The sequence below is a fragment of the Nostoc foliaceum FACHB-393 genome (genome assembly GCF_014698505.1).
GTDB lineage: Bacteria > Cyanobacteriota > Cyanobacteriia > Cyanobacteriales > Nostocaceae > Nostoc > Nostoc foliaceum_A.
In genome coordinates this window covers 97,789-120,205 of the sequence record NZ_JACJTD010000015.1, presented here as the reverse complement: position 1 = coordinate 120,205, position 22,417 = coordinate 97,789, and the positions used below count along the sequence as shown (strand labels likewise).

Below are 22,417 nucleotides of genomic sequence, written 5' to 3'. Positions count from 1 at the left end.
TGTGAGTTCAACGAGATGAATTCAGCGATTTACGCCAAAATCGTCAAAAAGCTTAATTTTTAAACTAAGCTCTTCCCCACACCTTTTTTCGTTCACCCGATCAAAACGGTGTAGTCTTCACTGCTTTGATTAACGCAAAAAGCTAGCGTAAGGCTGAAAGTAATGCTTCGGAGTTTGGAGACTGGGCTGGAGCTATATCGGGTAAGCTCGGTCAACCAACAGAAAATGGTTTTGAGGTGGTTGATGCGGGAATCCAAATTTTCCAGAAGAAGGCGAAGGAGCCTAAACCAGAAGAAGGTGCAGCTGTAGCTGAAGCTGGTGCAAGTTAATGGGCTTGTCTCAAGCATTCATGAGCAAATTTCAACCTCTGCAATGAGACATTTGCAGAGGTTGAAAGACTTTCAATTGCCGATTATACGAAATCCTAAATTGGTGGAATGCCCCTGATTGTTACTTCCAGGCTAAGAATTCAGAGATAATCAAATTCAGACAACAAAATACTGCCTAAAGAGTGAGTTTTATCTGTTCTTATGAGAGCTGCTCCTTGTCGAAAATATTATCTTCTTTCTTAACTAACCTGCGGAATGTGGGGTGAAAAGTCAGATCTGTAGTTGGGATAATTAAGCGTTTGGCAGTTGCTGAGGCTGCTTAGGCTCAAATTGTGCTTGCGAAGTTCTTCTTACCCAAGGAGTAAACCGACTAGGATGAACACATTCAGCACCATTCAGTTCGTCTTTAAGGTTACTGGCGAAGACCTCAAAAATCTCAACCAGAGCTTGGCGATCGGTTAAGCAACCTTGAAGGGCAATAAGTTGTTCGAGAGTCCAATTATAAAGTTGGGTATCACCCTGTTCAATACGAAAATATAACTGACTCTCAAACTGTCCTAAACGGGCGTAAAAGTTCTCTACCTCAGCTTTGATTGACTGCATATCAATGTAGAACTGCTGTTTTTTGATATCTGATAAAATCATAGTTTTGAGAGACTCCGTGAAGTTTTGGTTAATCTCATTGTTAACGAGGGTAGATACTTCATTGCGGAAGTTGACAATTTTATTGTTTAAGTTGACATTGATGCGATTATCAAGCTCGTTGACGACATTATTAACGACTAACTGAACATTGTTACCTGTAGATTGCTTAACAACAGACTGGATACGTTGATCGAAATCAGCTTCAATCTGTTGGACTACTAGGCTCTTAATGTTTGGGGTGTGATTAGCAATTTTGAGGTTAACTACTGCATCAATACGCTGATCGATGTCATTTTGTATCTGCTGAACAACTTGAGTGTTAATCTCTTGGGCTTGATTAGCAATTTTGAGGTTAACTACATTGTCAATACGTTGCTCAACGTAGGTTTGCATTTGCTGAATCACCAGATTTTTAACATTCTGGGTTTGATCAGAAATTTTCAGGCTCACGACACTATCAACACGCTGATCGATGTCATTTTGTATCTGCTGAATTACTTGATTGCTGATTTGTTGAGATTGATTAGCAATTTTGACATTAACTGCATTATCAATTCGTTGGTCAATGTCATTTGACATCTGGTTAATGACTTGAGTGTTAATCTCTTGAGATTGATTAGTAATTTTGACATTAACTGCATTATCAATTCGTTGGTCAATGTCATTTGACATCTGGTTAATGACTGAAGTCTTAATTTCTTGAGCTTGATTAGTAATCTTCAGATTAACGACAGACTCAACACGCTCATTGAGTTCTATTTGTATCTGTTGAATTACTAAGTTTTTAACTTCTTGGGTTTGTTCAGTAATTGCCAGATGAACCTGGTCATTAACTATTCTGGGAATTCTGGTAATAAACAAGTCATTGAGATTTTTATTAAAGTAACTAGACCAACCTTGGAAGCTTTGGTTAAAATTTTCCTCAGTTTGTTGTATGAGAGTCTTCATCATGAACTCAAGCCGTGCTACCTGCATGGCAAGTGTCTTAGCTTGGCTTTGATAGCCTTTGAGTATCGATTTTTCAAGACCTTCCCAGTAGGCTTGTTTATTTTCGTCTTTTTGAGCCGTTACGCTGACTGAGCTTTCGAGCCTGGCTGCTATCTCTTGCCACATTTGCTCCATCTGATCTTGATCGAAACTGAAGCTGAAACCATTCTCACTGCTGAAGCGACCTCCTCCACTGCTAGTTCCACCACCAGAGCTGACAATAGTAACCTTGTCTTCATTCACATTACCGTCTGGCACTCCTGTTACTGTCGGTCTCGGCTGTTTGTTATAGCCTTCGTCTACTACACCCTTACTGACTGTGTTAATTTCTAGAACAACTTGTCCTTTGTTATCTTCTTTGTAGGTATCAAAGAAAAATCCTAAAATAGTAGTTTTTTCTTTGACTTCTAAAATGAATTCGTCTTGTAATCCATTGAGCGAACACCAAGTTTCTGCAACTTCAATACCAGTAAGATTAGAAACAAATTTTCCATCTTTAATCCATAGCAAAGCCCAAGGTTCTAATTGGAATTTCTGCTCGGAAGACCAATACGTAGCGTTGCTTTCACGAATTTTTATCTTATAATTTCCTGGTTCCAATTCAATAAAATTGGAATTTGGTTGCTTCAGTTTAGAGAGACTTTTTTCATTAAGAACGTAACAGTTTTTCTTACTATCAACTGTTATAGTTTGAGGATTGAAAAATGGTTTACTACTGCTAACTAAAAGGTTAACCTCTCCTTTGTTATCACTATTATTCACATCAAAGAACAAAGCACATATAACAGCTTTCTCTTTGACTTCCAACTGTAACTTCTTGTTATATCCGTTTAAAGTTGTCCAAGTTGCACCTGTTTCAGTGCCTGTGTTTTTGTTGATAAATGTACTACCATCAACCCCATATATCCAAAGTACAACCAAAGGTTCGCCTTCAGTTTCGCTCTGAGCATAACTATAGCGACCACTGGTAATTTTTATATCAAAAGTCCCTTTTTCCAAAGTAAAAGAGCTAGCAACATCTTGTTGCAGGTGGTTCATTGCATTAGCGTCAATAACGTAACAACTGTTTTTGGTGTCGATCGTTAAAAGTTTCATTTTTTCTCTGTGATTTTTAGGGTTTTGAGAAGTTTTAGGTTGGACTACAAACTCAATGTTACTGGGGTAAACTAAAAGCTATATCGGTATTTAAACAAAATCGAATGTAAAAAAAAGTGGGTGCTACTGGTTGTTACTAAATGAACACAATTAATGAATTAAATGAGTTTTACTAACTAAAATTTTGTTCCTAAATGTTACTAATAATTGACGGTTATTTCTCAGTTTTTATCTATTTTTTTCTCTTTATTGAAGAAATTTATTGGAGTTATCATGCTCATGTGAAATTCTCCTTTGATTAAAATACAGTTTTAAGACAGCCCACAAATATAAGTAGCCTAATAATCAATAAAATCACTCCATATGGTATTTCTACACTAAAAATACAGCGAACTATTTTGATTTCTTCTCAGTTATACTTGATTGCATATCAATCTGTTAGAAAGCTAATAGCAAAGTCTCTAACAAATTTACTTCTTTCACACTCAAAATCAGTCATCAATTAAGGAATAAGATACAACATCATTCTTGCCGTACTCAATCTATAATCTATGAATTGTATCGTAGAATTGTATCGTAAGCTTTGCTTGTCTTTGTGGATTACCTTGATTTAAAAAAACACTTTAAATAAAACCATCTCTCTTATGGCAGAGGTTTTCACTTGAGCGCATACTTCTTATGGCGGTGATGGCAATAACTTACAGGGAGCATCCCAATTTTGCAAAAAGAGGGTGAAAAGACCGATTTATTCGCGAGTGACACTCGCGAATAAATCGGGGCTGTACATCAACACAAGAATTCGAGAGAATTATTTGTGTTCAATCCCACGATCAAAGCCAATGACCCCGGAAGATAAAAACAGTTGGATGCACACGTAAAAGCCATCGCCAAGATTCTGTATAAAAACACGCCACCCTCAAAAATCGAAACCTTTGAAGGAATCGAAACAGCCGTTCGAGATCAGGTACTGGAACACGTCAGCCCGAAAATCGCCTTTTTTTTATCGGAGAAAAAACGGGAACGACTAGAGGGCGCAACCGAACTATAAGAAGCTGTGTAGGTAAAATAATTATCACCAGACTTCAAGCCTTGCGGATGGGGATTGAGCCATATAGGCGGTTTAGCCCATTATTAGAAAAGTGCTGTTTATTACTGGCAGCAAACGTTTCATTCCAAGATGCAGAAAAAGACATCTTGGTCATGACCGGGATAGAAGTAGGTCATAGTACCTATCATCGCCAAGTCCAGAAGGTGGATACATCCCCCCCGAACGTAAGGCAGAAATTAACAGAGGTATGTTTGGATGGGGGAAAAGTACGGTTACGCTCTCAAGAGAAAGGAAAACCCGCGTACTGGAAAGAGTATAAAACAGGAAGATTGCAGGGGATATATTACGGAGCATTCTTTCAGGATAATCTCTCCGTAACTAATTGGATCAACAGTCAAAACATCGGTAAAACCCTTTATTGCTTGGGAGATGGACATGATGGCATTTGGAATCTATTTTCAGAAATAGCAGACTCCAATATTCGTCAAGAAATTTTAGATTGGTATCATTTGAAAGAAAATCTCTATAAAATACAAGCTACCAAAAAATTCCTGGTGGACATTGAGGCTGAACTTTGGCACGGACAAGTAGAACCAGCAATCACCAAACTCAAAAAATGCAAATATGTAGGAGTAACCCAGTTCATCAACTATCTATATAATTCCTGCTTGCCTTTTTTCTCTCAGTAATTTCTGTTTGTGACACTTGGGGGTGCGGAAGGTGGGTTAGAGAGCTAAATAACATGACAGTTAGGTATTGAGCCGAGATGCACAACTTTCACGTCGCGCATTTCGGCTCAATACTTTCACCGTCTTCATCTCAGGATTTGCGAAAGAAAAAGGTAAGAAATACCTAAAGTATTAAACAGGAAAGCGTTGTCCCACAAGCGTTTTTGATGGTTGCGACCTCGCAACACTTTTGCTCAACATTGGCTCAAAAAATTGCTCTGTGTAACTTTATGGATGCTACTCGAACGCCTAAAACTAGTTTAATTAGAGCTTGCTAGTGTTTCGGTTGCCTCGGAGTTAAATAGGAGTTTTCCCTCGCTGGGATTCAAAGTCTGGTAGAAAAACTTTTTACAGCGATTTTGTTCATCAGCAATCAGCACTCGGGCCTCGTATCCGGTGCGGAATACCTCAGCACGATCGCATTCTTCATAGGCAGCAATAATTACAAAGTCTCCAGGATTGCACAAATGAGCTGCTGCACCGTTAAGACAAATGACACCACTTCCAGGTTCCCCTGGCAAAACATAGGTTGATAAGCGATTGCCATTGCTAACATTCCAAATTTCCACTTCCTGCAAAGGCAGAATTTCCACTTTATCGATCAATTCACTGTCAATAGTGACACTGCCTACATAATTAACATTTGCATCCGTTACGCGCACTTTATGCAACTTGGCGTGCATCATTCTAATTCTAGCCATTATTTTTTCCTGTATATGGGGTTTAGCCGGGATATGCACAAAAGAAGACACGTTGTAAATAAATGTTGCAGAACGTGTTTTATTGATTTACCAACTTGCCCATAAATAAACTTTTTTGGGAATGTTTCAACCGTAAAAGTCAAGTAAATTTTGGGATTGAAACAACCGTATATCAAGGGTTTTACTTTTTTGCGTTACAAGACTTTACAAGGTTTCCCATTTTGCAGCTAGCTATCCTGGCTGAACCCCTATATGTGAATAGAATAATGGTTTTTCAAGCATTTTTTCAAACAGCACTGCTTCTTTATGAGGGGCAGAAATATTAGAAAAAATGTGTCTGCCTTCAAACTCAAAAGACTTATACTGCACTGCATATCTTCGTTGATATTCTAACTCTTGAGCAATATAGCTCGTCACAGGATGAGTACAAGTTGTCACAGCACGCTTGTAATTCAAATTTGCCGCTACTTCTAGTCCCTTTTTTTCCAAAGCTAAGACAATAGCAGTACCTTCTACATGAGAAGACGTACCTGACATCAAAACATGGAATATGTCTCCTATTTTCACCTCCCCGTAACCTTTGATATACAATTGATCTAAAGAATCCAGTAAAACAAAAATTGGCTTAAAGAACTCAGGTATCTCAAATTTCTCTACCCGGGAACTAGCGAAATCTTCACTCAAACAAAATCCAATAACATTTTTAGAAATTTTATCAACCGCAACGTAGGATAACTGCTCTGAGAGGCATTTTTTACATACTTGATGAGCAAAGATGTAAAATTCTTCTTGCTTAACACCCAGCACCAATTCTAAAGGGCTTCTTGTCGTGAAGGATTCACTGACTAATGTTGCAGTTTGTTCGAGGTATTTATCCTCAAAAGGGACAATCTCAACATCACTTAAGCAGACCTCAAATACTGGAGAAAATATTACCTGTTTTGCTTCGTCGAAAAGCTTTGCTAAAGATGCGAGGGATGAGTCATTGACAAAGTTGAAAAGAGGAATGCGTATCCCAAATTCCTGCTTCAATTTTTCTAGGAAAGACACAACAGACAAAGAGTCTCCACCCAGATGAAAGAAATCATCGTTTCTGCTAACAGGAGAAACAAAAAACATCTGCTGCCAAATGTCTGCTAATAACTTTTCTGTTTCGGTTTGAGGCAGCTTTTGTGAATCTATGACTCTAAACCTCCAGCCACTCATAGTAGATAAGGCTTGGCGATCAACTTTACCGTTGGCAGTCAGAGGCAGTTGATCTACAGCAACAAGCCTCGCTGGTACCATATAATGAGGCAGCTTGGAGAAGGCGTACTGTTTCATTGCATCCACATTAACTGTAGAAGGGACAACAAACGCCACTAGCTGTTTTGTTTCTAGTGCTTCATTTTCTTCCTGAACAATAACGGTGACATTAGAGATTTCCGGGTGAAACTGCGCCAAGACTTTTTCAATCTCCTCTAGCTCTACTCGAAATCCTCGAATTTTCACCTGATTGTCAATCCGACCGATATAGTACAGTATGCCATTATTGTTTCTGGTTACTAAATCTCCTGTTCTGAAGAGAATACCGTTGCCAGACAACGGATTGGGTATAAATCGAGCTTTGGTTTCTTGAGGCTTTTTGTGGTATCCGCGTGCTAGCACGGCACCTCCTATCCACAGTTCACCTACCTCGCCTGGAGAAATTGGTTGCAAATTTTCATTCAAGATATGGATCTCGGCATTAAGGATGGGCTGACCAATAGCGACATCCCGTTCTAGGTTTCCTATATCCCCCGCAAACTCAGCCCAGGTAACGTCACCCGCTACCTCGGTACTTCCGTAGAGATTCAGCAAAATCCCGTGAGGTACGCTGGCTCTGAATTTCTGTAACAGATTTTGTGTCAGTCGTTCTCCACTTACCGTCCAAATTTTGAGGGCGGGGAGGGCTTCTCCAAAATCAGAGGAAGTCTTGAGCAGCACTTGTAGTAAGGATGGCACAAGGATGATGCGAGTTACTTTGGCTTCGTGAAGAAAGCCAATCATTTCTTGAGGATTGGCGCTAGAGGAGTGAGGAAGAATGACGACTTTTACTCCTTTGAGCAAGGCCCCAAAAATCTCCCAAACTGAGTCCACGAAGTTGAGGGTGGTTTTATGGCAACACACTTCGTTTTCGGTAAAAGGATACTGATTCCACATCCAAATGCAGCGATTGACAGTGGCTCGGTGAATTCCACAAACGCCTTTGGGGATGCCAGTGCTGCCGGAAGTGTACAAAATGTACATTAAGGCATCAGGAGTAACGGCAACGTCAGGGTTGCTGCTTTCTTGTTGCGATAGAGATTCGTCATCTACTAAGAGAATCTGCCCTTGAAAGGGAGGAAGGGTATGGAGCAGAGACTTTTCTGTTATCAGGACTCCACAGCCAGAATCTTCAATAATGTACTGTTTTCTAGCTTTTGGGAAGTCTGGATCTACGGGGACGTAAGCATAGCCCGCTTTTAGGATTCCCAGAATGGCGACTACTGCTTCTGGGGAACGTCGCAAGCAGATGCCCACTGGAGTTTCAAAGTCTAACCCAAGGTTTCTTAAAGCATTAGCAAGTTGATTTGCTCTTTGGTTCACTTCTGTATAGGTAAACTCTAAATCTCCCATGACGAGTGCTATTTTTTCCGGTGTTTTCTCCACCTGGTCTTGGAATATATGGTGGATACATTGGTCTGAGAGTTCGTTCATACACAGATCCTGAATCAACTCATCTATTTTCTGGATAGAAAGATGCTGCATGACGACAACGTGAGCCAAAAAGCCCTCGGTAGCTAATTGCCACTTCCGGCAGACTTCTATTCCTGGTTTTTCAAAAATGACTGTAGTTGAAAAGTCATTGAGTAAGGGATTTTTACCGATTTGAATCAGGCAATTATACAGATACTTGGCATTTTGCCAGCAGGTTGTAACTTCCCGCTCGAAATACTGACTTCTAGTTTTGAGGGCATACCAGAGTAACAAGGGAGTTAATCCACTGCGTGACCCTGTGATGGTCGTGTCTGGGCTGCCAATATACTCAATCGTTTTGGCAATCTTTTTCACATATTCAGCACGAGTGAGAACAATTCCATAAGGAATAGGAGAGCCAATGAACTTGTGACCGCTCACCGCTATGCTGCCAATGGGATAGTCCCTAAAGCTAATTTGCGGTGCCCCCTCGATAAACGGGAGCAACATTCCTCCGAGTGCAGCATCGCAATGAATGTGAAAACGAATGTCGAGTTTGTCAATAATGCCAATGACTCGCTCTATATTGTCTACAGCCCCTTTCATGGTGGTTCCCAAGTTGAGGTTGAGAATAGCACTCTGATTTTTTCGCTTCGATAGTTCCTGTTCTAAATGTTCGTAGTCTATTTCGCCGTTGGGTTGAGAGTTGATAACGCAGTGAGAAATTCTTAACAGATGAGCAGCTTTAGCAACTGAGTAGTGACTGTCATGAGAAAAATACAAAATTCCATCTGGGTAGAGTGTTCGACCTAACAAAATTCCGTATAAATTCCCTTCCGTACCACCACTGGTTACATAGCCCCAGTATTCTTGGAGTTCATAAAGCTGGGCAAACCAAGAAATACATTCTTGTTCAAATTCTTTGGATTGAAGACCAAAATCACCTGGAACGAATGGATCTCCAGCATTATTCAAGTGATATTCCAAAAAAAGCAACAGGGGATTGTAGTCAAAAGTCAGGTTCTCTGGATAGCCTGCGTAATGCTTTGTATATTGAATTAGCTTCTGCTGAAAATCTTCAAGAATTTTGGTAATAATTTGGAATTCTGGTGAAACTTGCCATTTTACGCCTAATGAATTTTTTAAATCCAGTTTTAACAGCCGATCATTGACCACATTTATCAATTTTCTAAAGTAGTCTAAATTGTAAGATGTTTAACTAATTTTATTTTTGAAGAAATAATATAGATATTTTCACATCTAGCTGTTTCATTAATTCTTTTTGGGTTGCAACAGAGTAGTAGTTTTACTGTAGAAACGCCAGATTAAGCTCATAGCAGCTGATAAAATTCCTAAAACCAAGCCAAACCACAAACCAACGCTGCCCCAATGCCAATAGATTCCCATCAAATAACCACTTCCTAACCCGATTGCCCAATAGGACAATAGACCAATTAGTAGGGGAACGCGAGTATCTTTTAATCCCCGCAACGCTCCACCTGCAATGACTTGCGTTCCATCGAAAATTTGGTAAGCGGCGGCTAGAACTAACAAAGTGATAGCGAGTTTTACAACCTCTGCGTTCTCTGGATTCTGCGGATCTAAATAAATTTCTGCAATGGAGTTAGGAAATACGCAAAAAATTAAAGCTACGATACTTACGAATATTGCTCCCAAAGCCATTCCCACAAATCCCGCTCGTCTTACCCCTTTTGGATCATTCTCTCCCAACTTTTGTCCCACACGCATGGTGGTGGCATAGGAAATGCCCAAAGGAACCATAAAGACGATTTGTGCGGTTTGGATAGCAATTTGATGCGCGGCAAGTGGAACAGTACCTAAATAACCTATAAGGTAGGTTATAAAGGTATTTAAGCTAATTTCTATGGCAAATAGAAAAGCTATGGGTAAACCGATTTTGATAATTTCACTAAATACTAAAGTATTAAAGCGATACCAATTACCAAACAATTGATAGGTTCTAAGTTCTTTGTCTAAGCTAATAACACTCATTCCAGCGACGAATTGAATCCAAAGTGTCAGGGTACTTGCCCAACCTATCCCCGCTAAACCAAGAGCTGGTAAACCCAATTTGCCAAACATGAGGATGTAGTTAGCAATGGCATTAACAACTACCCCAATTACCATAATCACTATAATCAGTTGGGGACGGTTGAGGGCAGACACAAGGTTTTTGAGGACAGAAAAGCCAATCAAGGCTGGAAAGCCCCAGACAATTGCTCGTAGATAAGACTGAGAGAGCAAGACATTACTTTCTTGTTGCCCCAAATGCAGCAAAATGGGAGTCATATTCCACAACAGCAACATCATAGGAATCGATAAGGGAACAGTTAACCAAAGTCCTTGACAGGCAATATTACGAATGCGTTGGAGTTGATCTGCGCCAAAGGCGATCGCGACGAGTACACCCACTGCTGAAACCATACCTGAACTCATCCAAAGGAGGGCAATGTAGGTTGTAAAACCCAATGCTCCTGCTGCTAGAGTTTTGCTCCCCAGTAAACCCATCATTACCGTATCAGTAAAGCTGGTGGCAATTTCAGATAACTGTGCGGCAGCTAAAGGAATTGCCAATTTTAAACAGGCTTGAGCTTCTAAAAATACTTTGGAGTTAAATGACGGCAATTTTATTTTCCCCGTGACAGTTATGTTATCTGAAAAATTACAGAGGTTTGAAGGGCGTGTTGCAAAAACTTTGATTCAACAGGTGATCACTGGAATTGAGTAAGCAGGAAGACTTAAAATCACTTGTAACAAAGGAGTATACAAACTTACTGTACAATTTTCGTTTTTTTAAGTGGGTTTTAATACTGCAATTGAAGTAGTAAAATGAATGGCAATTTTATCTTTTGTACTGAAGCTATTAAGCTCCAACCGAGCAAGAACAGTGCGAAACAATGGCGACCAAAATCATTTAATAGCGCGGCTTGTGGGAACTAAAGTAAGAAATTCAGTCAGGAAGTTTCTTACTAGGTGGTTTTTGAAAGCATTTTTCCCTCTGCTCTTTGGCTGCGCTCGCTCAAGACTCAAAAGCCCAGTCATAAAGGCTGGGCTTTCGTTGGGGTTATATTCCCCAAGGGCAAGTTATATCCATTATTTATAAGTGGCTTTTCTGAAGATGACTACAAAAGCTAGATTGCGAATTCCAGAAAACAGTAGATAAAAAACTGTCAATCACCCTGTCCCATCCACAAAAACTTAGTAACGTCCACGTCCACCGCCCCCACCGTACCCTCCCCGGTTCCCACCAGACGAGCCTCTGTCTTCTCTGGGTTTAGCCTTATTCACTTTTAAAACTACCTTCTCAACGAGATGCTCTGCGTGTCGCTGCTTTTTCGCTTCGTCCAACTCACGTTAATGCATGTATCTATGGGATCATATCTGCACAAACAAGATGAAAAACATAATATTTATCTATCAAAAGCATTAGATATGCTGAATTAATATAGCAATCCGAATTGAAATAAGAGAAAGTACGGGAGCTAGAAGCATTTATATATAAGCTTTTTAGCGGTTTTGTCTCTCACTAATGATTTAGAGTTGACATATAAAAAATAATAATTGTCATCTATCAGAAGTATGAAATATAAAGATATAAATTTTCTATATCTAAAGAAATTAAATATTTGTATTTAATCTAATAGTATACTTCTGGCAGAGGATGTAAAAAAATATTAGGCATAGTAAATTAAAATCAATATTAATCAAAGTTCTTAAACAATTTAGGCAAGTGTGCTATACACGAACTTGGAAAAGCCTAAAACTTTGTTAAAATCAGCAACACACAAACTATGAACTCTACCACCGAAAAACGTATCGCCTTGATTTCCGTCCACGGAGACCCGGCGATTGAAATAGGGAAAGAAGAAGCTGGGGGACAAAATGTTTATGTGCGTAATGTGGGTGAAGCACTAGCGCAGCTGGGATGGCAAGTTGATATGTTTACTCGCAAAGTGAGTCTGGAGCAAGACTCGATTGTTGAACATAGCGAGAATTGTCGAACTATTCGTTTAAAAGCTGGTCCCCTTGAGTTTGTGCCACGAGATGATATTTTTGAATATCTGCCTGAATTTGTAGATAATTTCCTCAAATTTCAATTAAAAAATGACTTTACATACCAATTAGTTCACACTAACTATTGGCTCTCTAGTTGGGTGGGAATGGAGTTAAAGAAAATCCAAGAGAGTAAACAGGTTCACACCTACCACTCATTAGGAGCAGTCAAGTACAACACTATAGAAGATATCCCTCTGATTGCCAGTCAGCGATTAGCAGTAGAAAAAGAGGTGTTGGAAATAGCAGAGCGAATTGTAGCGACAAGTCCGCAAGAACAGCAACATATGCGATCGCTAGTTTCCACTAAAGGCAATATTGACATCATTCCCTGTGGTACAGATATTCAGCGGTTTGGTTCGATTGCACGAGAAGCAGCCAGGGCTGAATTGGGAATTGACAAAGAAGCCAAAGTTGTATTATATGTAGGGCGTTTTGACCCACGCAAAGGGATAGAAACTTTGGTGCGGGCAGTAAACGAGTCTGGGCTACGCGACTCCAAGAATCTCCAGTTAATTATTGGTGGTGGTAGTACTCCAGGTAACAGCGACGGGATTGAGCGCGATCGCATTGAGGGCATTATCAACGAATTGGGAATGAGCGACTTTACCACCCTTGCTGGTCGTCTCAGTCAAGATATTTTGCCAACTTATTACGCGGCTGCTGATGTTTGCGTTGTTCCCAGCCACTACGAACCCTTTGGACTCGTAGCGATCGAAGCGATGGCAAGCGGTACACCAGTGGTAGCAAGTGATGTCGGCGGACTTCAGTTTACTGTAGTTAATGAAGAAACTGGTTTATTGGCACCACCGCAAGATGTAGATGCCTTTGCCTCTGCCATTGACCGAATTCTCTTAAATTCAGAGTGGCGAGACGAATTAGGTAAAGCTGGTAGAAAGCGCGTCGAAAGTAAGTTTAGCTGGGATGGCGTAGCACATCAACTGAGTGAACTTTACACCGAACTGTTGCAGCAACAACCAGTAGCGTCAACAGCAAAAGAACTAGTGCAGTCAACAGCCGAATTAGTGCAGTCAACAGCAAAAGAACTAGTGGAGTCAACAGTCGAATTAGTGCAATCAACAGCAAAACAGGCAGTTTTGGTTGCTAAATAATTCTCTTGCGTAACAGATAATGGTGAATGAGTAACTTGGAAGTAAGCAATAATTTTATTTTCCTAGTCGTCACTCACCATTACTCAATCATTTATTCTAAATATTTCTCTAGGCTGAGTGATTTCCATTATTAGTTTAATTAGTGGAAATTACTTAGCTAGTTTATTTTATAGGCTTGCTTACAAAACTTGACACTAAAAAATGTATAAAAAGGTAAGTTAACATCTAAATGCTAAGAGTCTGTCCGAATAATAGATTTTTGCGTTAGGGAACTCCAAAAATAAATTATCTAATTTCTGGACTTCACTACGACTTTCCCTCCCCCTGCTCCCTGCTCCCTGCCCCCGTGCCTCTATAGTGATCGTATATTTTTTTGTTTGGAAGTACATTAGCTATCACCAAACCAAGTAACCGCTATGATAGTTGAGGTCTGCTATGCTTTGACTAAACGAAGATAAAAGCATAGCGATCGCTACCATTTGAATGTTAACAACTAATCGCTTTGCAACCAGTTGACTTTACCACTCTCACAGCTGCTTGTAGCGAAATCCGCGCTAACTGGCTACCATCACGCTTAGAACAGGTTTACCAGCGCGATCGCTACACTATTGCCATAGCATTACGCACCCTGAAACAGCGAGATTGGCTACAAATTTCTTGGCATCCCCAAGCTGCACATATTTGTATCGGCGATCCACCACCGCGATCGCCAGATACTTTTACCTTTAGCCAACAACTGATACACCAATTGAGTGGTTTAGCACTGGTAGCTATTGAAGCGATCGCCCCTTGGGAGCGGGTTATTGATTTGCAATTTGCCCGTCGTCCCGGAGAAAGCGCCCTATATCATGTCTATGCAGAAATCATGGGCAAGTATAGCAACGTCATTCTCACCGATGCCAACAATATAATTATCACTGCTGCTCATCAAGTCAGTCAGCAACAATCTAGTGTCCGTCCCATCCAAACCGGACAACCTTATGAAACACCGCCAAAACTGACTGGGACTGTCCCCAGTTTGAACGAATCACAAGAACGTTGGCAAGAACGGGTAAGTTTAGTGCCAGGAGCAATCAAGCGGCAATTGCTGAAAAGTTATAGTGGCTTGAGTGCAGCATTGCTAGAGTTAATGCTGCTAGAAGCAAATATCGCACCAGAAACATCCACCGATACTCTCAACTCAGACGACTGGCGACGGTTGTTTGAGCGCTGGCAAGAATGGCTGCAAGCTTTGAATTCCAGTAAATTTCAACCCGCTTGGACAAAAGATGGCTACACCGTAATGGGTTGGGGTGCAGTTGAAAAGGTCAAAGATATCCAAGAGTTACTCAACCGCTACTACAGTAACCAAATTGACCAACAGTTATTTTCCCAATTGCGCCATCAGTTGAGTCAGAAATTGAATAATATTCTCACGAAACTACGGAATAAAGCTCAAACCTTTAAGACGCGCTTGCAGCAATCAGATCAAGCCGATGAGTATCGACAGAAAGCTGATTTATTGATGGCTCACTTGCAAAACTGGGAACCGGGGATGAAAGAAATGATCCTTGCTGATTTTGATACAAATTTGCCAGTAGCGATCGCTCTCCAACCAGATAAAAATGCTGTCCAAAATGCCCAAAGTCTTTATAAACAGCACCAAAAACTCAAACGCGCTCGTGCTGCTGTCGAACCGTTACTATTGGAAGTACAGACAGAAATTGAGTATTTAGAACAAGTAGAAGCTGCGATCACTCAAATAGACACCTACCAAACAGCAGAAGATTTGCGAGCTTTAGAAGAAATCCGCGAAGAGTTGATTGGGCAAAAGTATCTAGAAGATCCAGAATACCGTAGCCGCAGTGCAAACGAACCCCCCAGCACCAACTTTCATCGTTATGTTACCCCTAACGGCTTTGAAGTATTAATCGGTCGCAACAATCGCCAGAATGACCAATTAACGTTTCGTGTAGCTGGGGATTATGACCTATGGTTTCACGCTCAAGAAATTCCAGGGAGTCATGTATTACTACGTCTAGAACCAGGTACTGTAGCAGAAGAAGCTGATTTGCAATTTGTAGCTAATCTTGCCGCATACTACAGTCGCGCTCGTCAGAGTGAGCAAGTGCCAGTAGTTTATACCCAGCTAAAACATGTCTACAAACCCAAAGGAGCAAAACCAGGAATTGCCATTTACAAGCAGGAGAGCATCCTCTGGGGAAAACCACAAATAGTCATTAGTCATTAGGCATTGGTTTTTTCCCGCTTGCTCCCGCTACTCCCTTATCCTCCTCACCTCACCCATCTATACCCCGTGATTAGCTGAATTATCCTAATAGATAGAAGCTTTTAAGCTTTGCTCGTATCTTTTTTTGATGAAATTTCACGAAAAGTCTGTGTTGACTGTTACAATATTGTTAAGAAAAGTTGCCCGTTGCATTTTGGGAACGCGCAATTGGGTTTTAACTCTCTTGAGAAGACAACGCAAAAAAACATTTTATAGACCAGCTGTGGGAGGCTGGTCTTTTTGTATTTAAAGTGCTCATAAATTGGTTATCCGATAACTCACTACAAACACTTTGAGCATCTATGGTTAGTAACTTCACTGACTTTTCATTCTTATCTGGATAACCTCATTTCCATTCCTCTTTCATGGTCTTGAGGGGCTGGGAGTTAGGTTTGGCGTTAGCTTTGAGTTTTATTTTTGAGACTAAATACCAAAGAAAAGACGCAAATTTATCCTTTGCGTCTTCTTTTAAGATTTTAAAAATTAGAAACTGAATGTGGTTCGTAGTGCACCAATAACAACATCATCATTGTTATTGTTGTGGTCTGGGGATGTTAACCAGATGACTCCTGGAGTAATGGTGATATTGTCACTCAGCTTATACTGGTAGAACGCTTCAAGATGATAGGATGTATCGGGATCGCTATCCAATCCTGCGATGTTAGAATTTGTTAATCTAGGTTCCACGCCAGCAATAATACCGGCTAAACTTCCTTTTTTACCGAGGTCAGGGAAGCCGAGGGTAACGGCATAGTTCCAAATATCAACTTCTCCACGGTTGCCAGTCAAGGTACGGCTGTTGGTGTATCCAGCCCAACCACCCAAGACGATGTTATCCGTGATGCCAATGGATGCTTGCACACCATAAGAATTGCTGGAAAATCGGGAATCTAGCGTACCATCGGCATCTAAATCCAAGGGCGTGAGAGTTGCTGCATTGCTACCCGTGAGTAATGGTTGATTATAAGAATTAATGTAAGTTAAACCAACAGTAATGCGATCGCTTGGTTTAACAGTCAACTGTGCCAGCGCACCGTAAGAACCATTAAACAAACCATTATTGGGTGTAGGGTCATTCGCTGTACCACTCAAATACCCTAGACTGAGTGCTAATTTGTCACTGAACTCGTGGGTTACTCCCAACCCCGCGCCACCTATCTGGCTATAAATTGGGTTGCGTGTACCAAAGGTGGACAAAGCACCAAACGCCCCATCACCATCAAAGAGATTGACAGTGGTGGTAAGGTCGTCTGCTGCACCTGCGTTAGCAATAGCGATAACCTGTGTTTTTTCGCCCAAGGGAAATCTGTAGAACAGTGCATCTATCGCAGCATTAGTAGTACCATCCTCGCCAGCAAAGAATAAGTTACCTTCTGGTGTACCAATGTTAGGGCTGAGAATATTATTAGCCTGGATTCTGGTGAACAGCGTATCTTGTCCTGTGAAGCTGGTCACAAATTCTACCCGTGCTCGTACCCCTAAAGTTGTATTTTCATCTGTAATTTCCGCACCGTTGACTGTATTTCCTGACAAAACATCGCTGACAACTGCGACAACTTGTCCTTGCAGTTTGGTTGTGGTTGAGAACTGATTCGCCTCTAATTCAGCAGTGCGTGCTTCTACTGCATCCACACGACCTCGGAGTGTCGCTAGTTCGGCTGAATAATCTTCTTGCAGCTTTTGTAATGTGGCTAAATCTTCTTTATTAACTAAATCGCCAGTGGCTGTAGCAATTAGTTCGTTGACGCGATCAAGACAAGCATTCAAACCAGCTGCAAACTCATATCGTGTTAATGCCCGATTTCCCCGATAAGTGCTATTTGGATATCCTGCAATACAGCCATAACGCTCAACCAAGGACTGCAATGCCTGGAATGCCCAGTCGGTGGGTTGTACGTCGGAAAATTGAGACACAGAGGTAACTTGCCCTATTGTCTGATCTGGCGCTATGTTCTGAACTTCTGTGTCTGGATTAGCTAAAACTTGCGGTTGATTGATTTCAGATTTACCGGATATTTCACCTGCAAATGTAGCAGTATTTACAAATAACATTACACCGCAGACTGCTGGACTAACTAGCAGATATCTACAGAATTTTTGCATTTTTCTCCTCACACTGATCTCCAATTCACACCCAAAGCACGTTTAAAAAACGTGTATTTTATGAAAATATTTGTCAGTAATCTTATCAGAAGTAAGCAAACTTTTTAACAAAAAAAGTCAAGAGATCCTAATTATTTAGGGAAAACTAAGATGTACCGTCTAAAACAGTTTTGTTGTTACTCATTACACAGGAAACTCAGAATGATATTATGTATTTTAAATGAGAATGAGAATTATTATAGTCTAAAATATAAAATTGTGTCTCATTGCCAATAGGGATTGTGACACAGGCAGAGTCAGCATCCGTTTTGAGGAGAAAAGACCGTGATTGTGAATTGCAGAGAGCTTAGAACAGGCAGGCAAAGAAGCGGCATCTTGCCCATAATTGCTGTGCTAATGTTGTCAATGGCTACTGGCTGTAGCGAATCGAATCCGAATCAGGGAAGAACTTCCGAACAGTCGCCGCAAGCACAGGAAGCTGTCTCTACCCCACAGGCACAGTCGGGAAAAACGAAAGTAGTGACGACATTTTTGCCGATATATTTATTTACTAAGGCAGTAGCTGGAAATGTAGCAGATGTAGAAATACTAGTGCCACCTGGTACGGAGGTACATGAATACCAAGCGACACCAGAAAATGTCAAAGCGATCGCAACTGCGAATGTGTTAGTAAAAAATGGTTTAGGTTTAGAGGAGTTTCTAAAAAATACTGTCAAAAATGCCCAGAACACCAAATTAGCTGAAATTGATGCTAGCCAAGGTATTAAACCTTTAAATGAAATTTCACCCGTTGTGAAAACGGCCAAAGAAGAAAAAGACCACGACCATGAACATGCCCAAGGGAATCCACACGTTTGGTTGGATCCAGTTTTGGCAAAACAGCAGGTAACTAATATTCGAGATGGATTAATTGCTGCCGATCCGGCGAATAAAGGTACTTATGAGGCCAATGCTGCGGCTTATATTAAAGAATTAGAAAGTTTAAATAGTGAATTTCAGCAGACTTTGCAGAAAACTCCTAGTTGCACCTTTATTACCTTCCATGACGCGTTTCCATATTTAGCTAAACGCTATAACCTCAAGCAAGTTGCTGTGGTGCAAATTCCCGAAGATCAACTTTCACCAACGGATGTGCAAAATGCAGTCAATGCCGTAAAAAAGTACAAAGTTAAGGCTTTATTTAGTGAACCAGGAGTAGATAACAAATTACTAACCACCCTCTCTCAAGATTTAAAATTAACTTTGCAGACGCTAGATTCATTAGAAACTGGCGCAACAGAACCACAGCAGTATTTCAAGGCTATGAAAGCTAACTTGCAAACTCTAGAAACGGCGTGTAAATAAGTTTGCTAGTTGTCCTTTACAAATGACCAATGACCAATGACCAATGACCAATGACATTGCTATTTTGAAAGTAGAAGGATTAACTGTCTATCAAGGCAGCTATCTAGCTGTTCGAGATGTTTCCTTTGAATTATTGCCAGGAACAGATACAGCCATAGTTGGCCCCAATGGTGCTGGTAAAAGTACCCTAGTAAAAGCGGTTTTAGATTTGATACCTCGAAGGGCTGGTACGATTGAAATATTGGGTCGCCCAATTGCAAAACTGGGGCGTTTACGTCCTTTGTTGGGCTATATGCCGCAAAATTTCATCTTTGACCGCAGCTTTCCTATTTCCGTCAGCGAATTAGTGGGACTGGGATGGGTAAATCAAGGTAAAAGGGGGGATTCTTTTTTTTCCAGGCTGTGGAGACAAGACCACGAAAAATCGGCAGCAGTGGTAGAAGCTTTACGACGAACCGATGCTTATCATTTACAGCATCAAGCTATTGGTACCCTTAGCGGTGGTCAACTCAAGCGGGTTTTGTTGGCTTATTGTCTGGTAATGCCTCGGAAACTGTTGGTACTAGATGAAGCCTTTGCTGGTGTTGATGTGCAAGGTTCAGCAGACTTTTACGCTTTGCTAAATGAATTAAAGCGTGAGGAGGGTTGGACAGTATTGCAAGTTTCTCATGATATTGATATGGTAAATCGCCATTGCGATCGCGTGCTTTGCCTAAACCAAAGCATTGTTTGTACTGGTAAGCCAGAAATTGCCCTTTCACCGCAAAACCTGTTAGCAACCTATGGCCCAGGTTTTAGTCGCTACCAGCATCAACATTAAAATAATTCGTAATTAAACAATGAAAGATGCTAGTAATTATAGATTTCTTCAATGATTGTCAGATAGCTTGGCTTGCGATCGCAAATAGGAATGACTTGGTAGAGTTATTCCTATTGCCTTTTATGCAGCGTGCGATTGTAGGTGCTGTGTTAATGGGAATACTTGGTGGAATGTTGGGTAGTTTTGTCACCTTGCGCCAGTTGTCCTTTTTCAGCCACGCAGTTGGTCATGCAGCATTAGTAGGTGTGGCGTTAGGCGTGCTGCTACAAGTAAATCCTACTTGGATGCTGTTACCTTTTACCTTAGTTTTTGGCGTTATTGTCCTCTACTTTATCGACAAAACCGACTTAGGTAGCGATAGCGTATTGAGCATAGTGCTATCTGGGGCATTAGCGATCGGTATAATTCTTACCAGTCTAATAAAAGGATATCGTGGCAGCTTGATGGCTGTGCTGTTTGGCGATATTCTGGCGATCGATACCACAGATTTGATTTTGACGCTGCTGGTACTTGTGGGAGGTAGCATATTTTTACTATCAACTCTACGGCAGCAAATTTTATTGACCCTTAACCCCGATGTAGCTCAAGTTCAAGGTATTCCTGTCCAATTGTACCGCTATGTCTTTGTGGTCTTGCTTTCACTCGCCGTTGCTGTAGCGATTAAAGCTGTCGGTGTTTTACTGGTCAATGCCTTTTTGGTTATTCCCGCCTCCACCGCCAAACTGATGAGTCACCATTTTAGCCGCTTTCTAATCATGTCGGTGATAGTTGGTTCCATCAGCAGCATTGCTGGCATCATTGTCTCAGGTATTTTCAACCTTGCTTCTGGCCCGAGTATTGTTCTTGTGCAGTTTCTACTATTTGTAGCCGTTTTCATCTGGTTCAAGCTGAGATTGAAAGCTGCATAAATTATTTTTCTCCAAGGCCTTGCTATATTCTTTGATGTTTGCTACATTTATTAATCGTGGCTCACAAAAGCCCCAGCCGGGATAGCTCAGTTGGTAGAGCAGAGGACTGAAAATCCTCGTGTCACCGGTTCAAGTCCGGTTCCTGGCATCAAAATAAACCCCTTGAAATCCTTAGACTTCAAGGGGTTTGTTGTTTTTAACTCACGGTTATGACAGTATAATTCTATTTTAGTTTGTATAAAAAACAGCTATGTGTGAGATTTTTTTAACTAGATGAACAATTTCTAAATGCAGAAAGTCCCTTAAGCAATTATGTTTGCACAGCAAATTCTTCTGGTTCTATTCCCCAATTTACCCAGCGAATTGCTTCACGCGCTGAGTTCATACTCGGTGGAACTCGCAAGGCGTGAATAAAACTTGTGCTAGGGCAAGTCATTTTTAATAAATAAATTGGTTCTTCATCAACATCAGCATCAATTTTGAATAACGTGTATTCTTGCCAAAAATCTAATTCAATAGCTTGTAATTATTGGCAAATTCTGGCTAGAAGGTCTAAAATGATTTTAGATTTAATTTTAGACTTTAATTTATCTTATAATACATATTCTACTGTAATATAGCGGTTACCAATTGCATGGAATACAGACCTAACCCCCAGACCCTTCCCTACTAGCGTTGGGGAGTAACGCTCAAAGCCTCTCTCCTTGTAGGAGATAGGTTTGGCGAGAGGTCAAAACTGTACTGCACCCAAGTGATAACTGCTATAATACCTCGTTCAAAAATAGTTAATTGCCTAATTATTTGCGTATTTATTTGATAGGAAAAATTTAAACCCGTATTAGTTAAATTTGAATAAATGTGTTAATAAACTTGTTGTTTAAGTTTATGCTATTCCAATTTAATTTATTATGTTGTTTTTTAATAATTTTAAACCCAGCATCAAGACTGTTACAAAAAATAATTTCCGGCTGTTGTTTACCGATAGCTGTATATGCAGCTTTAACAACTTCCTCTACCTTTTCTTTATCAATCCGCTCAGTTGAAAGCGCGATCGCTCTCCACTTCTGGCGATAAACTGGAATTAAAGCCTCTTACTGAGGCGTTAACTTTTCAATCAGCGACATAACGCCAACCTTCAAGCTCATATTCCCGTTGAATATTCACCATCCAGTCACCTTGGGGAATAGAAATAGCTTTATGCTCCTCATGGGCAAGCAATGCCAACTCTGAAAACACACGTAAATAGAGTGTGCTATCTTTCTCGTATAATTCTGTATTTCCCTCAGTAATGCGATGCTTGTGCCCTGTAACTTTGCCTTCTGCCAAAGTTAAGTGAGGTATTTTTTGTCCTTCAATTTGCTGCACAGGCAGTAATATTACATCACCTTGACGAATTGGTCGCATGGTTTTGCTTTCCTGACATGGGTACAAACCCTACTTCGCTTTTGCTCTCAAATTTGATTTAATTTTGGCACAAGCTCTTAGGCATTGAGCATTGGTTATTTTCCTTGTCTCCACTCGCCATTCCCTATTCCCCAATGAAATTACACTTCTTGC

Annotated in this window: 11 protein-coding genes, 1 tRNA gene and 3 pseudogenes; 7 read left to right on the top strand and 8 right to left on the bottom strand. The window is 40.6% G+C overall.

The window, feature by feature from the left end; genetic code table 11:
* Positions 1–620 precede the first annotated feature (620 nt).
* Positions 621–3,056: a hypothetical protein gene (locus H6G92_RS14720; protein WP_190894414.1), complete on the bottom strand. Its 2,436-nt coding sequence runs from the start codon at positions 3,054–3,056 to the stop codon at positions 621–623.
* Between the two features lie 839 nt (positions 3,057–3,895).
* On the opposite strand from H6G92_RS14720, the pseudogene H6G92_RS14715 reads away from it, so the two are divergent.
* Positions 3,896–4,760, top strand: a pseudogene (locus tag H6G92_RS14715) (ISKra4 family transposase); the annotation flags it as partial.
* 332 nt (positions 4,761–5,092) lie between these two features.
* Here the strand turns inward: H6G92_RS14715 and panD are convergent.
* The 4 genes and pseudogenes from panD to H6G92_RS14695 form a co-directional block, all read right to left on the bottom strand.
* A complete protein-coding gene (gene panD, locus H6G92_RS14710; RefSeq protein WP_190894413.1) occupies positions 5,093–5,533 on the bottom strand; it encodes an aspartate 1-decarboxylase in 441 nt (146 codons plus the stop codon).
* A 231-nt stretch (positions 5,534–5,764) separates the two neighbouring features.
* The gene (locus tag H6G92_RS14705; RefSeq protein ID WP_313889966.1) at positions 5,765–9,406 is read right to left on the bottom strand and encodes a histidine decarboxylase; all 3,642 of its coding nucleotides are present in this window, start codon (positions 9,404–9,406) and stop codon (positions 5,765–5,767) included.
* A gap of 96 nt (positions 9,407–9,502) precedes the next feature.
* Positions 9,503–10,876, bottom strand: a complete 1,374-nt coding sequence (locus tag H6G92_RS14700) for an MATE family efflux transporter (protein ID WP_190894412.1) — start codon at positions 10,874–10,876, stop codon at positions 9,503–9,505.
* 573 nt (positions 10,877–11,449) lie between these two features.
* Positions 11,450–11,545: pseudogene (locus H6G92_RS14695) on the bottom strand (RNA-binding protein); the annotation flags it as partial.
* Between the two features lie 497 nt (positions 11,546–12,042).
* On the opposite strand from H6G92_RS14695, the pseudogene H6G92_RS14690 reads away from it, so the two are divergent.
* Positions 12,043–13,278 (top strand): annotated as a pseudogene (locus H6G92_RS14690) (glycosyltransferase family 4 protein); the annotation flags it as partial.
* A 640-nt stretch (positions 13,279–13,918) separates the two neighbouring features.
* Positions 13,919–15,646 carry an Rqc2 family fibronectin-binding protein gene (locus H6G92_RS14685; protein ID WP_190894411.1) on the top strand — a complete coding sequence of 576 codons (1,728 nt, stop codon included), beginning with the start codon at positions 13,919–13,921 and terminating at the stop codon, positions 15,644–15,646.
* Positions 15,647–16,168: 522 nt separating this feature from the next.
* On the opposite strand, the gene H6G92_RS14680 is transcribed toward H6G92_RS14685, so the two are convergent.
* The gene (locus H6G92_RS14680) at positions 16,169–17,788 is read right to left on the bottom strand and encodes an iron uptake porin (RefSeq protein WP_190894410.1); all 1,620 of its coding nucleotides are present in this window, start codon (positions 17,786–17,788) and stop codon (positions 16,169–16,171) included.
* Positions 17,789–18,184: 396 nt separating this feature from the next.
* On the opposite strand from H6G92_RS14680, the gene H6G92_RS14675 reads away from it, so the two are divergent.
* The 4 genes from H6G92_RS14675 (at position 18,185) to H6G92_RS14660 (ending at position 21,008) form a co-directional block, all read left to right on the top strand.
* Positions 18,185–19,132: a metal ABC transporter substrate-binding protein gene (locus H6G92_RS14675; protein WP_190894443.1), complete on the top strand. Its 948-nt coding sequence runs from the start codon at positions 18,185–18,187 to the stop codon at positions 19,130–19,132.
* Positions 19,133–19,175: 43 nt separating this feature from the next.
* Positions 19,176–19,952: a metal ABC transporter ATP-binding protein gene (locus H6G92_RS14670; RefSeq protein WP_190894409.1), complete on the top strand. Its 777-nt coding sequence runs from the start codon at positions 19,176–19,178 to the stop codon at positions 19,950–19,952.
* 26 nt (positions 19,953–19,978) lie between these two features.
* Positions 19,979–20,860: a metal ABC transporter permease gene (locus tag H6G92_RS14665; RefSeq protein ID WP_190894408.1), complete on the top strand. Its 882-nt coding sequence runs from the start codon at positions 19,979–19,981 to the stop codon at positions 20,858–20,860.
* Positions 20,861–20,935: 75 nt separating this feature from the next.
* Positions 20,936–21,008, top strand: a tRNA-Phe gene (locus H6G92_RS14660).
* A gap of 162 nt (positions 21,009–21,170) precedes the next feature.
* On the opposite strand, the gene H6G92_RS40290 is transcribed toward H6G92_RS14660, so the two are convergent.
* Entirely contained in the window at positions 21,171–21,296 is a 126-nt protein-coding gene (locus H6G92_RS40290; protein ID WP_277926745.1) for a hypothetical protein, read from the bottom strand.
* Between the two features lie 674 nt (positions 21,297–21,970).
* Positions 21,971–22,264, bottom strand: a complete 294-nt coding sequence (locus H6G92_RS14655; RefSeq protein WP_190894407.1) for a hypothetical protein — start codon at positions 22,262–22,264, stop codon at positions 21,971–21,973.
* Positions 22,265–22,417 lie beyond the last annotated feature (153 nt).

Coding starts and splice junctions, on each gene's coding strand:
- H6G92_RS14720 (WP_190894414.1), bottom strand. CDS start 3,056: ATGAAACTTTTAACGATCGACACCAAAAACAGTTGTTACGTTATTGAC.
- panD (WP_190894413.1), bottom strand. CDS start 5,533: ATGGCTAGAATTAGAATGATGCACGCCAAGTTGCATAAAGTGCGCGTA.
- H6G92_RS14680 (WP_190894410.1), bottom strand. CDS start 17,788: ATGCAAAAATTCTGTAGATATCTGCTAGTTAGTCCAGCAGTCTGCGGT.
- H6G92_RS14675 (WP_190894443.1), top strand. CDS start 18,185: ATGTTGTCAATGGCTACTGGCTGTAGCGAATCGAATCCGAATCAGGGA.
- H6G92_RS14670 (WP_190894409.1), top strand. CDS start 19,176: ATGACCAATGACATTGCTATTTTGAAAGTAGAAGGATTAACTGTCTAT.
- H6G92_RS14665 (WP_190894408.1), top strand. CDS start 19,979: ATGCTAGTAATTATAGATTTCTTCAATGATTGTCAGATAGCTTGGCTT.
- H6G92_RS40290 (WP_277926745.1), bottom strand. CDS start 21,296: ATGACTTGCCCTAGCACAAGTTTTATTCACGCCTTGCGAGTTCCACCG.
- H6G92_RS14655 (WP_190894407.1), bottom strand. CDS start 22,264: ATGCGACCAATTCGTCAAGGTGATGTAATATTACTGCCTGTGCAGCAA.